Source organism: Haemophilus sp. SZY H36, from assembly GCF_018829625.1.
Taxonomy (GTDB): domain Bacteria; phylum Pseudomonadota; class Gammaproteobacteria; order Enterobacterales; family Pasteurellaceae; genus Haemophilus; species Haemophilus haemolyticus_K.
In genome coordinates this window covers 205,762-219,772 of the sequence record NZ_JAHKKA010000001.1, presented here as the reverse complement: position 1 = coordinate 219,772, position 14,011 = coordinate 205,762, and the positions used below count along the sequence as shown (strand labels likewise).

Here is a 14,011-nt window from a genome sequence, read left to right as displayed (position 1 = left end):
AAATGACCGCCTTTATGAAAAAAGAGCGGTCATTATTTTATTTACGTTCTATTATTCTTCAATAGAACGTAATAATTCATTGATGCCAACTTTACCTAAAGTTTTTGCATCTACTTTTTTCACGATCACTGCGCAGTATAAGCTATATTTTCCACATTTTGATGGAAGGCTACCAGATACCACCACAGAACCCGCTGGTACACGGCCGTAGTGAATTTCACCGGTTTCACGATCATAAATTTTGGTTGATTGACCGATAAATACGCCCATTGAAATAACACAGCCATCTTCTACGATAACCCCTTCCACCACTTCTGAACGTGCGCCGATAAAGCAGTTATCACCGATAATGGTTGGGTTAGCTTGTAATGGCTCTAATACGCCGCCGATGCCTACTCCACCAGATAAGTGAACGTTTTTACCGATTTGTGCACATGAACCAACCGTTGCCCAAGTATCTACCATGGTGCCTTCGCCAACGTAAGCACCAATATTTACATAGGATGGCATTAATACGCAGTTTTTAGAAATGTATGCACCTTTACGCACCGTTGCAGAAGGCACAACACGGAAACCTTCTTCAGCAAAACGTTCTTCGGTGTAATCCGCAAATTTTAATGCTACTTTGTCGTAATATTTTGTTTCTGCTCCGTCAATGATTTGGTTGTCATTAATACGGAATGAAAGTAAAACCGCTTTTTTTAACCATTGATGTGTTACCCATTCGCCATCAATTTTTTCTGCAACACGGTATTTACCCGAATCTAATCCTTCGATCACTTCCTCAATTGCCGCGCGCGTTTCTGCATCAACGGTTTTTGGTGTAATTTCTGCACGTTTCTCAAATGCAGCTTCAATAATTTGAAGTAAGTTTGACATGATAATTCCTATTAGTTAATGAATAAAACGTTGTTATTTTTACCATACTTTTGCGTCTCAAGCAAAAACCTAAAAAAATACCGCCCTTTGTTTTCTAACAAAGCGCGGTAATTCATAAAATAAACACAATTAAAAAATTGATAGTGCTAGCCCTACAACAACTGTCATACTAAAAACAACCATTATCATGGCGTAACCAAAATCACTCATCTTTTTCTCCTAAATAAAAAATTTGCGTACATTCTAACAATATTTATTAGAAAAAATCATCTCTTTTACAAAAAAATTATAATAAAAGTAACGAAATATTCTATAAACCTTTATAATAGGAAAAATTTTCTAGGGGTCAATGTATGGCAACAATTAAAGATGTCGCAAAAATGGCTGGCGTATCTACCACGACAGTATCACACGTAATAAATAAAACGCGTTTTGTTGCAAAAGAAACAGAAGAATCTGTATTACTTGCAATTAAACAACTGAATTATTCACCAAGCGCTGTTGCAAGAAGTTTAAAAGTGAATACAACTAAATCGATCGGCATGATTGTCACCACTAGTGAAGCCCCCTACTTTGCTGAGATCATTCATTCTGTCGAAGAACATTGTTATCGTCAAGGTTATTCCCTTTTCTTATGTAATACACAAAATGATTCTGAAAAAGTAAAAAACCATCTAGAAATGCTAACAAAAAAACGGGTAGATGGTTTGCTGGTGATGTGTTCTGAATATACGCAAGACTCATTGGATTTACTTTCGTCATTTTCCAGTATTCCAATGGTTGTGATGGATTGGGGCCCAAATGCCAATACAGATATTATTTATGATCATAGTTTTGATGGCGGTTATTTAGCAACCAAACACCTCATTGAGTGCGGTCATAAAAAAATCGGTATTATCTGCGGTGAACTCAATAAAACTACTGCAAGAACTCGTTATGAAGGCTTTGTAAAAGCAATGGAAGAAGCTAAATTAACAATCAATCCATCTTGGGTACTGGAAGGTGCATTTGAGCCTGAAGACGGTTATGAATGTATGAATCGTTTACTGGCTCAAGAGGAATTACCAACTGCCCTATTCTGTTGTAACGATGTCATGGCGCTTGGTGCAATTTCTGCACTAACAGAAAAAGGGTTACGCGTGCCCGATGATATGTCCATTATCGGCTATGATGATATCCATGCTTCACGTTTCTATGCGCCACCATTAACCACCATTCACCAATCGAAGCTGCGATTAGGCAGACAGGCGGTGAATATTTTATTAGAACGAATCAGTCAAAAAGATCAAGGCGTTCAGCAATATAGCCGTATTGACATTGGCCCCGAACTTATTATTCGAAAATCCGTTAAATCAATTTAATAAAACTTATTAAAAATAAACCGCACTTTTTAAACAATCCATAAAAAGTGCGGTTCTTTTTTATCTATTTTTTAGCTTTTCTTGATTATCTTCAAGGTTTCCTTGAATAGCATTTGCCCTATCTGCCGTTTTTAGCTATATCTATCACCAACTTACGAATTTTATTTTTTACTTTTAGGAGTTCCTATGACACAAGAGTACCGTACTCTGCGTAATAACATTAGTATGTTAGGGCGTTTTCTCGGAGAAACCATCAACGATGCCCAAGGTGCCGATATTCTCGAATTAATCGAAAATATTCGTAAACTTTCTCGTAATTCTCGTGCTGGTGATGATAAAGCAAGACAAGAATTGCTCGACACGCTCGGTAGTATTTCTAATGACAATATTATTCCCGTCGCGCGTGCTTTCAGCCAATTTTTAAACCTCACTAACATAGCTGAACAATATCAAACAATTTCGCGTGAACATTCTCTTGCACAAAGTTCTTCTCAATCCTTAAGCGAACTTTTCAAACGTTTAAAAGAACAAAATGCTTCAGTGGAAGAGGTGCATAAAACCGTCGAAAAATTATTAATTGAGCTTGTTCTGACCGCACATCCAACAGAAACAACACGTCGTTCACTCATTCATAAACACATTGAAATCAATAAATGTTTAAGCAAGCTAGAACATCATGATTTAACTGAAAAAGAACGCAATATTATTGAGCGCCTATTACTTCGCTTAATCGCTGAAGCATGGCATACCAACGAAATTCGTACTGTTCGCCCAACGCCATTTGATGAGGCTAAATGGGGCTTTGCGATGTTGGAAAATAGTTTGTGGCAAGCTGTGCCAGAATTTTTACGCCAACTCAACGAAACTGCCCGTGAATTTTTAGGTTACGATTTGCCAGTAGGATTAAAACCCGTACGCATTTCCTCTTGGATGGGTGGCGACCGTGATGGAAATCCATTTGTCACCGCACAAATCACCAAAAAAGTACTTTATTTTGCCCGTTGGAAAGCCGCTGATTTATTCTTACAAGACATCAGCAAATTAGCCGATGAACTTTCAATGGTGAAATGTAGCGATGAATTTCGTGCTAAATACGGCAAGCATTTAGAACCCTATCGCTTTGTGGTGAAAAATTTACGCAATCAGCTTACAGCAACATTAGCTTATTTTGATGATCACCTATCAGATCGCACACCGCGCGTATCCGAAAGCGAGATTATTTTAGAAGATAATCAACTTTGGGAACCGCTTTACGATTGTTATCAATCTTTAATTCAATGCGGTATGCGCATTATTGCAAATGGTTCATTGTTGAATATTTTGCACCGTATTAGTTGTTTTGGCGTGACACTTTCTCAAATGGATATTCGCCAAGAAAGCACACGTCACACCGATGCGATTGCTGAAATTACGCGCTATATTGGTTTAGGCGATTACTCTCAATGGACGGAAGACGATAAACAGGCTTTCTTAATTCGTGAATTAAGCTCTCGCCGTCCATTAATTCCGCAAAACTGGACGCCATCGCCTGAAACCAAAGAAATTTTAGACACTTGCAAAGTCATTGCTCAACAAAAACAAGGTGTCATTGCGTGTTATGTTATTTCGATGGCACGCAGTGCATCTGATGTTTTAGCCGTTCATTTACTCTTAAAAGAAGCAGGCGTACCATATCACATTCCTGTTGTGCCATTATTCGAAACCTTAGACGATTTAGATGCAGCCGAAAAAGTGATGACTCAACTTTTCAATGTAGGTTGGTATCGTGGCGTGATCAATAATCGTCAAATGGTGATGATTGGCTATTCAGATTCGGCAAAAGATGCGGGAATGATGGCAGCCTCTTGGGCGCAATACCGTGCACAAGAAGCCTTAGTGAATTTAACGGAAAAACTTGGCATTGAACTCACTTTATTCCACGGACGTGGTGGTACGATTGGTCGTGGCGGTGCGCCAGCACATGCGGCATTACTTTCTCAACCACCTCGTTCACTAAAAAATGGTTTACGTGTAACAGAACAAGGTGAAATGATCCGCTTCAAACTGGGTTTACCAGCTGTAGCGGTAGAAACCTTTGATCTCTACGCCAGCGCCATTTTAGAAGCCAATCTTTTACCACCACCAGAACCGAAACCAGAATGGCGCACTATAATGGACGAGCTTTCCACTATTTCTTGCGATATTTATCGCGGTGTAGTTCGTGGCGATAAAGATTTCGTTCCTTATTTCCGCAGTGCAACGCCAGAACAGGAACTATCCAAACTCCCGCTTGGCTCTCGCCCTGCCAAACGCAATCCAAATGGCGGCGTGGAAAGTTTACGCGCCATCCCTTGGATTTTTGCGTGGATGCAAAATCGCTTAATGCTGCCAGCTTGGCTAGGCGCGGGTGCCTCTATCCGCCAGATTATTGAACAAGGCAAAGGCGATATCATTCATGAAATGTGCGAAAACTGGCCGTTCTTTTCAACGCGGATCGGTATGTTGGAAATGGTCTTTAGTAAATCAGATACCTGGCTTTCCCAACAATATGATCAACGATTAGTGAAAAAAGAACTTTGGTATTTAGGCGAAAATTTACGTAAGCAACTTGAAGATGATATTCAAACTGTGCTTTCACTTTCTCACCAAAGTGAATTGATGTCTGATTTACCTTGGATTGCAGATTCAATCGCATTGCGTAATATCTACACGGATCCGCTCAATCTTCTGCAAGTAGAATTGCTTCACCGTTTCCGTGAAAATCCAGAACAAGTCAATCCCGATGTGGAACAAGCATTGATGATTACCATCACAGGTATCGCGGCTGGGATGCGCAATACGGGCTAGAAAGATGAAAAAAGTGCGGAAAATTTTCCGCACTTTTTTATTCAAATCGATCACTTAATAAAAATTGTAAAACCGCATCCATTCTCAAATGAGGAATGCTCTCCCCTTGTTCTAAAGGCTGAGGTTCAAAACTATCAAAATCAAAGTGCGGTTGTTTTTGCCAGAATTCTGATCTTGGTAATTTGCTCGGTACAGTGCCTGGATAAAGCGTAATAGGTTGTTTATCAATAGAACGAATCCCTTGAATCGCTTTTATTTCTTTTCCTTGCTGATTCACAATCACTTGCTTTGTGGTACGAACAGCAGCAATGGCAGTGTATTCCGTATCGATTCCTTCAAATTCCACATGACGACCACCCTCTTGCACAATTTGGCGCATTAAACTCACTAAATTAGGAATTTGATCCCGAGTAATATGATCCGCCTTCGTCGCAACAAACATTAATCGATCAATTCTCGGGGAAAACAAACGATGAATAAAATTTCTACTGCCATAATGGAAATTATTAAATAACTGGTTTAAACCCATTTGCATATCTAAAAAGGCTTGCTGACTGTGATTTAAAGGCGTTAAACAATCTGCCAAAATAACTTGGCGATCAAAGGTAGAAAAATAATTTTCGTAAAAACCTTTCACAATTTTATTGCGATAATAATTATAACGTGTTGTCAGCACGGCAAAATAGCTATTCGATTTAGCTGTTTTTTTCAAGGTTTGCCAATGTTCTTCTGAAAGATGAGTTAAGGGAAAAAATTGTAATGCGGGCGCCCCCTCTAAATCACTGGGCAAAACAAATCGCCCAGGCTGAATAAATTGCATGCCTTGTGACTTACATTGGTGTAAATAATCCGTATAACTTTTCGCTATCTTGGCTAAAATATCTTCATTTGCGACTGCACTTAAATCCAAATCCTGTAACATGGAAAGCCAATTCTGCGCCAATTCTTCACGAACGCCAGTGGTGACCTTGATTTGCTCTTGTGACCATTGTTGAAAATCTAGATTTAACAACGGCAAATCGAGCAGCCACTCCCCCGGATAATCAAAAATATCCAGATAAAGCGTACCGCGTTCTTTCAAATGACGTAGCAAGCCAGATTGACGTTGAAAACGAATTGCTAAACGTGTTTCACTCACGCCACGAGTAGATTGAAACCACTGAGGTGGATTTTGTGACAAATCATTTAAATTACTTTCATAATCAAAACGTGGCACGCTGAGATCTTGTTGGGACACTCGTTTCACCGCCAAGATTGCACCATTTCTAGACGCTTCAAACAAGGGCAAATGCTGTGATGAATTTTGATTAATGGAGAGAAGTTGATTAATTAAACTTGTAATAAACGCCGTTTTTCCACTCCGACTTAACCCTGTTACCGCCAAGCGCAAATTGCGGTCAAAACCACGATTAATAATTTGATTGATTTCGTTTTGAACCCTATTAAACATTCAATATCCTAGCCATTTTTACTAATATGCCTTACAATTTGGCACATAATTTATCACAATGCATTTGTTATGTTACGCAAAAATCTTACGTTTTTCTGCTTTCTATTTGGTATTGGCTTGAACTCCGAACTTCAAGCGGCTCCGCGCGTACCAGAACACCTAACAGAAAACGGACTAACTTATTGTACTAATGCCTCGGGATTTTCTTTTAATCCTCAAACTGCGGATGCAGGCACGAGTATGAATGTGGTAACAGAGCAAATTTATAACAAACTTTTTGAAATAAAAAACCATAGCGCAAATGTTACACCAGTGCTTGCTCAGTCTTATACTATTTCACCTGATGGAAAAGAAATATTAATCAATTTGCGTCGTGGTGTTAAATTTCACCAAACGCCATGGTTTACCCCAACACGCGATTTTAATGCAGAAGATGTAGTATTTTCTATTAATCGGGTACTTGGACATACAACTTATTTGCCACAATTAAGCGAAAACCTTATTACGTATAAAAATCCACAGTATCGTGTATTTCATGAACAAGCTAAGAAGGTACATTTCCCATACTTTGAAAGTATAAAGCTAAACGAAAAAATTAAATCCGTTACCGCTCTTTCACCTTACCAAGTCAAAATTGAGTTATTTACACAAGACTCATCTATTTTGTCACATCTTGCTAGTCAATATGCAATTATTTTCTCACAAGAATATGCGTATCAACTCAGTGCCGATGATAATCTTGCCCAATTAGATACCCACCCTGTTGGTACGGGGCCCTATCAAGTGAAAGACTATGTATATAACCAACATGTCCGCTTAGTGCGTAATGAAAATTACTGGAAAAAAGAAGCGAAAATCAAAAATATTGTTGTTGATCTTTCTACTGACCGAAATGGTCGTTTAGTTAAATTTTTTAACAACGAATGCCAAATTGCTTCTTATCCTGATGTTAGCCAAATTGGTTTATTAAAAAGCGATGACAAACACTATTATATGCAATCTACTGATGGAATGAACTTGGCATATTTAGCATTTAATTTTGATAAGCCGATCATGCAGGATCGCACTATTCGGGAAGCTATCTCGCAAAGTTTAAATCGGGCGCGTATTATTCACAATATTTATCATAATACAGCAACTGTTGCGAATAATATTATTCCTGAGGTTTCTTGGGCATCAAATGTGAATAGCCCAGAATTTGAGTTTGATTATAATCCCAAAATTGCTCAAAAAGTCTTAAAAAATAAACATCTTTCACTTAATTTATGGGTCATTAATGAAGAACAAGTATATAACCCCGCACCGTTTAAAATGGCTGAAATGATAAAATGGGATTTAGCACAAACCGGAGTTGAAATTAACGTTCGAGCTGTGACACGTACTTTTTTAAGTGAACAACTTCGTAATAAAACAGAAAATTATGATTTAATTCTTACAGGATGGTTAGCTGGGAATCTTGATCCTGATGGTTTTATGCGACCAATTTTAAGTTGTAATACACAAAATGAAGTAACTAACTTATCTAATTGGTGTAATCAGGATTTTAATCATTTAATGGATAGTGCTATTGCAACAACACACTTAGCAGAACGTGTTCGTTTTTATAACGATGCTCAAAATCTCGTATTACATGAATTACCTATTATTCCCATTGCGAATGTAAAACGCATCTTAGTTGCCAATACTCGTGTAAAAGGTGTTGAAATGACTCCTTTTGGTAGCCTAAATTTTTCAACTTTACATTTAAGTAAGGAGAAACCTTAATGTTGTGGTCTGCTATTCGTCATATTATCTGGGTAATCATATTATTATTAGTACTATCCTTAATCAGTTTTATGATCTTATTGCGTGATCCACTCAATGCTGATCTTGTCACACAAAATATCTATAACGCTTATTACGTCTATTTAAAAACATTGTTACAGGGTGATTTTGGCATCACTTATAACGGAGGAAAATCCTTAATTGATTTAATTTTGACTGTATTACCTCCTACTCTAGAGCTTTGCTTTACTGCACTTTTATTAGCTTTTATCTTTGGCTTACCTCTCGGTATCATCAGAGCGGTCAGTTCTCAACAAATTTTTGCTAAAAGTTTACAAAGTTTATCCTATTTAGGTTTATCCATTCCTATATTTTGGCTTGCACCTCTTTTACTTTACACCGCATCCATCAATCATTGGGAGATTGCCGCTATAGGACAATATAATTTACTCTATGAAATCATACCGATTACAGGCTTTCCAGTTATTGATGTTTGGTTCGTTAATGAGCCATATCGCACTAAGATTATACAAAACGTTTTACAACATCTAGCATTACCTACGCTTGTTTTATGTATTTTACCTACAATGGAAATTATTCGTCTTATTCAACAACGGGCTGAATACATTCTTTGTCAAAACTTTGCTAAGGTAGCAACAACACGAGGTTGGTCAAAATGGAAAATTTTACATCAATATGTTTTTCGTAATACCCTTCCATTATTGATACCCCAAGTGCCACGTGTATTTACACTTGTGCTAACGCAATGTATGTTAGTCGAAACAGCACTTGGTTGGCCAGGTATTGGTCGTTGGCTTATTAATGCTGTAGCTGAACAAGACTATAACAGTATTGCAGCAGGCGTTATAGTTATTGGTATATGTATTATTTTAATTGATACCTTAATTAAAAGTATCACTTTTATACTCGATCCATTTAAAAAGAAAGGTTGGTATGCAAGATAAAGAACCTGAAGAATTTCGAGAAAATACCTCAATATTCCAAATATGGCTACTATTTCGCAAAAATACCATTGCGTTGTTCAGCTTTTATTTATTAGCGTTGTTAACTCTGACCGCACTTTTCAGCAGTTGGATAGCGCCTTATTCTGATAACACACAGTTTGTTGGGCAAGAATTAATGCCACCATCTTGGGTTGATAAAGGACAAATAGCTTTTTTCTTTGGCACAGATGATATAGGACGAGATATTTTAAGTCGCTTAATTATGGGGACTCGCTATACCCTGGGTTCTTCCTTATTAGTACTTATTGCCACCGCACTCATTGGGGGAGCCCTTGGCATTATTGCTGGTATGCTAAAAGGGATAAAGGCACGTTTTGTAGGGCATATTTTCGATGCTTTTTTATCTTTACCTATTTTACTTATTGCAATCATCATTTCCACATTAATGGAACCTAGTTTATGGAATGCTATGTTTGCAACGCTATTCGCAATTTTACCTTATTTTATTCATGCTATTTATCGCGCAATTCAAGAAGAATTAAAAAAAGATTATGTCATCATGCTCAAACTTGAGGGGATTTCTAACTGGACATTATTAAAAACCACCATTTTGCCTAATATCACAGTTGTGTATATTCAAGAAATCTCACGGGCTTTTATTGTTGCAGTACTAGATATCAGCGCACTAAGTTTTATATCTCTTGGCGCTCAACGTCCTACACCAGAATGGGGAGCGATGATCAAAGATTCACTTGAGCTACTCTATCTTGCGCCATGGACAGTACTTTTACCTGGTTTTGCTATTATTTTCACCATTTTACTTAGTATTATTTTTAGTAACGGCTTAATTAAAGCCATTAATCAATATTATGAATAACTTATGGCACTATTAGATATTCGCAACTTAAATATTGAAATAAAAACACCAAACGGTCGCATTAAAATTGTGGACGGTATTAATTTATCACTCAATGAAGGAGAAATCGGTGGACTTGTGGGTGAATCAGGTTCTGGTAAAAGTTTAATCGCCAAAGTTATTTGTAATGCGGTCAAAGAAAACTGGATTATCACCGCAGATCGTTTCCGATTTGACGATGTAGAATTACTAAAGCTTAATCCAAATCAACGTCGTAAACTTGTCGGTAAAGAAATATCTATGATTTTCCAAGATCCTCTTTCTTGCCTTGAACCAAGTCGAAAAGTCGGTAAGCAGATTATCCAAAATATTCCTAATTGGACATTTAAGGGAAAATGGTGGCAATGGTTCGGATGGAAAAAACGCCGTGCTATTGAATTATTACACCGTGTTGGTATTAAAGATCACCATGATATTATGTCCAGCTATCCAAGCGAACTTACTGAAGGTGAAGGTCAGAAAGTAATGATTGCTATTGCCGTAGCAAACCAACCTCGTCTACTCATTGCAGATGAACCTACGAATACGCTAGAATCTACGACTGCACTACAAGTTTTTCGATTACTTTCTAGTATGAACAAAAACCAAGGTACGACTATTTTACTTGCAAGTAACGATATTAAAAGCATCAGTGAATGGTGTGATCACATTTCTGTTCTTTATTGTGGACAAAATGCTGAATCTGCCCCAACAGAAATATTATTAGCGTCGCCACACCACCCCTACACTCAATCATTAATCAATGCGATCCCGGATTTTACTCAGCCTTTAGGATTTAAAACTAAATTAGGTACATTAGAAGGAACAGTACCAATTCTAGAACAAATGCCTATAGGTTGTCGCCTTGGACCACGTTGTCCTTTCGCACAAAAGAAATGTATTGAAAAGCCGAACAAGACCAAAATTAAGCAACATGAATTTTCTTGCCATTACCCCGTTAATCTTCGCGAGAAAAATTTTAAAGAAAAAACCACTACTACACCATTAACGCTCCATCGTAAAGGAAATGAATAATGCCGTTATTAAAAGTAGAAGATTTAACTAAAACCTTCAAAGGTCGAAAACGCTTATTTGGTACCAGCTATTTTAATGCAGTAGAAAATATAAGTTTTTCTCTTGAACGCCAGCAAACAATCGCTATTATTGGGAAAAATGGCTCGGGAAAATCCACATTGGTCAAAATGATCGCGGGTATAATTCCACCCTCTTCAGGTCGTATTATATTTAATCATCATGAATTACAACATGATGATATCCAATATCGAGCCCAGCATATTCGCATGCTCTTCCAAGATGCTAATTCAGCTTTCAATCCACGATTAAATATTGGTGAGATACTTGATACCCCTTTACGTCTGGCTACTAATTGGGATGAGTCGCACCGTAATCAAAAAATCTTTGATACACTTTTACTTGTTGGACTTTATCCTGATTACACCAATTTAAAAATCAAAAACCTTTCTGTAAGCCAGAAACAACGAATTGCATTAGCTCGAGCTCTTATTCTATCACCTGAAATTATCATTATTGATGATGCACTGGGTAATCTTGATGCTTCCGTACGCATACAACTACTCAACTTAACATTAGATTTACAACAACGGCTTGGTATTTCCTATATTTATGTTGGACAAGATCTTGGCATGATTAAACATATTGCCGATCAAGTTATTGTGATGGATGAAGGAAAAATGATTGAATATGGGCCACCAAGAACATTATTTAGCGCACCACAAACTGAAATTACTCGTCGTTTAGTTGAAAGTCATTTTGGAAAAATTCTTGATGAGAATGCTTGGATAAATAATTAGAAAAAATTGAGTTGGTCGATAAGCCGAGTTCTGTCGTGGACAATCATTCCTCTAGGCGACAAATTACTCTGCCGCTCAAGCAACCTACCCGAATCCTGAGCGGGCCACTCATTGGATTCCTATTTGGTCTTGCTACGAGTGGAGTTTACCCTGCTGCCAACCGTTACCGGAGGCACGGTGCGCTCTTACCGCACCCTTTCACCCTTACCGTTTACACGGCGGTCTGCTCTCTGTTGCACTGGTCGTCGGCTCACGCCGCCCGGACGTTATCCGGCACTCTGCCCTGTGTAGCTCGGACTTTCCTCTCGTTTACTTGTCCCACTAGGTCGTATAAATACGGTTAAGGGCTTCAATAAACCAGCGATTGTCTAACCAACTCGGCGCGTAGTATAGGGGCAATCATTAGTGAGGTCAATAAAATCCCCAATTTTTAGATATTACGCGTCAATCTTATAAACAATAATGCCTAGCTTGCATCGAATTTTTCATTCGTATTTTTTTATGATTCCGCTAAAATAACGCCAATTTCAACCGCTCTTTTAGGAAGAAGAATGAACTATCTAAAAATCGCACAGGATTCCCTTTCAGTGGAAAGCAACGCACTTTTGCAACTCAGCCAACGTTTAGGAGAGGATTTTAATCAAGTCATAGATTTAATCCTTAGTTGCGAAGGACGATTAGTCATCGGCGGGATAGGCAAATCCGGTTTAATCGGAAAAAAAATGGTAGCGACATTTGCCTCTACGGGCACGCCAAGTTTCTTTTTACATCCAACGGAAGCCTTCCACGGCGATTTAGGTATGCTGAAACCAATTGATATCGTGATGTTAATTTCCTATAGCGGTGAAACCGATGATGTCAATAAACTGATTCCAAGTTTAAAAAATTTCGGTAATAAAATTATTGCCGTGACGAGTAATAAAAATTCCACACTCGCACGCCATGCAGATTACGTTTTAGATATTACTGTTGAGCGAGAAGTGTGTCCAAATAATCTCGCGCCAACAACGTCGGCACTTGTAACGCTTGCGCTTGGCGATGCACTCGCTGTGTCGCTCATTACGGCACGCAATTTCCAACCCGCTGACTTTGCCAAATTCCATCCAGGTGGTAGTCTTGGTCGCCGTTTACTCTGTAAAGTAAAAGATCAAATGCAAACTCGTTTACCAATTATCAAACCGGAAACCAATTTCACTGATTGCTTAACTATAATGAATGAAGGCCGAATGGGCGTTGCATTAGTCATGGAGAATAATCAATTAAAAGGCATTATTACGGATGGCGATATTCGTCGAGCATTAACGACAAATGGCGCTGATACCTTAAATAAAACTGCACAAGATTTTATGACAAACTCACCTAAGACAATTCACCAAGATGAATTCCTAGCAAAAGCAGAAGACTTTATGAAAGCGAAAAAAATTCACTCGCTAGTTGTTGTTAATGATGAAAATCACGTGGTGGGTTTAGTGGAATTTTCAAGCTAAGGAATCCCAATGCAACAAAAATTAGAAAATATTAAATTTGTTATTACTGATGTGGACGGCGTGCTCACCGATGGACAACTCCATTATGATGCCAATGGTGAAGCCATCAAAAGCTTTCATGTACGAGATGGTTTAGGTATAAAAATGCTGATGGATGCAGGTATTCAAGTCGCAGTGCTTTCTGGTCGAGACTCCCCTATTTTACGTCGTCGTATTGCCGATCTAGGCATTAAATTATACTTTCTCGGCAAACTTGAAAAAGAAACAGCCTGTTTTGATCTTATGAAACAAGCTGGCGTCACTGCCGAGCAAACCGCTTATATTGGCGATGATAGTGTAGATCTCCCAGCTTTTACAGTATGTGGAATTTCTTTTGCTGTGGCAGACTCCCCTATTTATGTGAAAAATGCCGTTGATCATGTACTTTCCGCCAATGGTGGCAAAGGTGCTTTCCGAGAAATGTCCGATATGATTTTACAAGCTCAGGGAAAATCTTCTGTGTTTGATAGCGCCCAAGGTTTCCTAAAATCAGTGAAAAACATGGGACAATAA

11 protein-coding genes and 1 other RNA gene are annotated in these 14,011 nt (G+C 38.2%); 9 read left to right on the top strand and 3 right to left on the bottom strand.

Annotated features, from left to right (window positions below; translation table 11 throughout):
* Positions 1 to 51 precede the first annotated feature (51 nt).
* On the bottom strand, positions 52 to 879 hold the full coding sequence (gene dapD / locus KP713_RS00875) for a 2,3,4,5-tetrahydropyridine-2,6-dicarboxylate N-succinyltransferase (RefSeq protein WP_215769578.1): 828 nt from the start codon (positions 877 to 879) through the stop codon (positions 52 to 54).
* Positions 880 to 1,232: 353 nt separating this feature from the next.
* Here dapD and purR point away from each other — a divergent pair, with 353 nt between their 5' ends.
* Positions 1,233 to 2,240 (top strand): HTH-type transcriptional repressor PurR, encoded by a 1,008-nt coding sequence (gene purR, locus KP713_RS00870; RefSeq protein WP_215769577.1) that lies wholly within the window; start codon positions 1,233 to 1,235, stop codon positions 2,238 to 2,240.
* A 186-nt stretch (positions 2,241 to 2,426) separates the two neighbouring features.
* Positions 2,427 to 5,066 (top strand): phosphoenolpyruvate carboxylase, encoded by a 2,640-nt coding sequence (gene ppc / locus KP713_RS00865; RefSeq protein ID WP_215769576.1) that lies wholly within the window; start codon positions 2,427 to 2,429, stop codon positions 5,064 to 5,066.
* 37 nt (positions 5,067 to 5,103) lie between these two features.
* Here the strand turns inward: ppc and KP713_RS00860 are convergent, their stop codons facing one another.
* The gene (locus KP713_RS00860; protein WP_215769575.1) at positions 5,104 to 6,516 is read right to left on the bottom strand and encodes a YcjX family GTP-binding protein; all 1,413 of its coding nucleotides are present in this window, start codon (positions 6,514 to 6,516) and stop codon (positions 5,104 to 5,106) included.
* 69 nt (positions 6,517 to 6,585) lie between these two features.
* Between KP713_RS00860 and KP713_RS00855 the strand changes: the two genes are divergently transcribed.
* Genes KP713_RS00855 through KP713_RS00835 form a run of 5 tightly spaced genes read left to right on the top strand, consistent with a single transcriptional unit; the run spans position 6,586 to position 11,972 of the window.
* Entirely contained in the window at positions 6,586 to 8,280 is a 1,695-nt protein-coding gene (locus tag KP713_RS00855) for an ABC transporter substrate-binding protein (protein WP_215769574.1), read from the top strand.
* The gene (locus tag KP713_RS00850; RefSeq protein ID WP_065264851.1) at positions 8,280 to 9,245 is read left to right on the top strand and encodes an ABC transporter permease; all 966 of its coding nucleotides are present in this window, start codon (positions 8,280 to 8,282) and stop codon (positions 9,243 to 9,245) included. The genes KP713_RS00855 and KP713_RS00850 overlap by 1 nt, the downstream gene beginning before the upstream one ends.
* Positions 9,235 to 10,122, top strand: coding sequence for an ABC transporter permease subunit (locus tag KP713_RS00845; RefSeq protein ID WP_140527925.1), 888 nt, complete (start codon positions 9,235 to 9,237; stop codon positions 10,120 to 10,122). Before KP713_RS00850 ends, KP713_RS00845 begins: the two co-directional genes overlap by 11 nt.
* A gap of 3 nt (positions 10,123 to 10,125) precedes the next feature.
* Positions 10,126 to 11,175 (top strand): peptide ABC transporter ATP-binding protein, encoded by a 1,050-nt coding sequence (locus KP713_RS00840; protein WP_065264853.1) that lies wholly within the window; start codon positions 10,126 to 10,128, stop codon positions 11,173 to 11,175.
* A complete protein-coding gene (locus KP713_RS00835; RefSeq protein ID WP_048953251.1) occupies positions 11,175 to 11,972 on the top strand; it encodes a peptide ABC transporter ATP-binding protein in 798 nt (265 codons plus the stop codon). The genes KP713_RS00840 and KP713_RS00835 overlap by 1 nt, the downstream gene beginning before the upstream one ends.
* Before the next feature lie 3 nt (positions 11,973 to 11,975).
* Here KP713_RS00835 and rnpB read toward each other — a convergent pair.
* Positions 11,976 to 12,352, bottom strand: an RNA gene (rnpB, locus tag KP713_RS00830) — RNase P RNA component class A.
* Positions 12,353 to 12,523: 171 nt separating this feature from the next.
* On the opposite strand from rnpB, the gene KP713_RS00825 reads away from it, so the two are divergent.
* Both KP713_RS00825 and KP713_RS00820 read left to right on the top strand, forming a co-directional pair.
* Complete coding sequence (locus KP713_RS00825; protein WP_215769573.1) at positions 12,524 to 13,459, top strand: KpsF/GutQ family sugar isomerase; 936 nt, start codon at positions 12,524 to 12,526, stop codon at positions 13,457 to 13,459.
* Between the two features lie 9 nt (positions 13,460 to 13,468).
* Positions 13,469 to 14,011 (top strand): KdsC family phosphatase, encoded by a 543-nt coding sequence (locus KP713_RS00820; RefSeq protein WP_140518775.1) that lies wholly within the window; start codon positions 13,469 to 13,471, stop codon positions 14,009 to 14,011.

Coding starts and splice junctions, on each gene's coding strand:
- dapD (WP_215769578.1), bottom strand. CDS start 879: ATGTCAAACTTACTTCAAATTATTGAAGCTGCATTTGAGAAACGTGCA.
- purR (WP_215769577.1), top strand. CDS start 1,233: ATGGCAACAATTAAAGATGTCGCAAAAATGGCTGGCGTATCTACCACG.
- ppc (WP_215769576.1), top strand. CDS start 2,427: ATGACACAAGAGTACCGTACTCTGCGTAATAACATTAGTATGTTAGGG.
- KP713_RS00860 (WP_215769575.1), bottom strand. CDS start 6,516: ATGTTTAATAGGGTTCAAAACGAAATCAATCAAATTATTAATCGTGGT.
- KP713_RS00855 (WP_215769574.1), top strand. CDS start 6,586: ATGTTACGCAAAAATCTTACGTTTTTCTGCTTTCTATTTGGTATTGGC.
- KP713_RS00850 (WP_065264851.1), top strand. CDS start 8,280: ATGTTGTGGTCTGCTATTCGTCATATTATCTGGGTAATCATATTATTA.
- KP713_RS00845 (WP_140527925.1), top strand. CDS start 9,235: ATGCAAGATAAAGAACCTGAAGAATTTCGAGAAAATACCTCAATATTC.
- KP713_RS00840 (WP_065264853.1), top strand. CDS start 10,126: ATGGCACTATTAGATATTCGCAACTTAAATATTGAAATAAAAACACCA.
- KP713_RS00835 (WP_048953251.1), top strand. CDS start 11,175: ATGCCGTTATTAAAAGTAGAAGATTTAACTAAAACCTTCAAAGGTCGA.
- KP713_RS00825 (WP_215769573.1), top strand. CDS start 12,524: ATGAACTATCTAAAAATCGCACAGGATTCCCTTTCAGTGGAAAGCAAC.
- KP713_RS00820 (WP_140518775.1), top strand. CDS start 13,469: ATGCAACAAAAATTAGAAAATATTAAATTTGTTATTACTGATGTGGAC.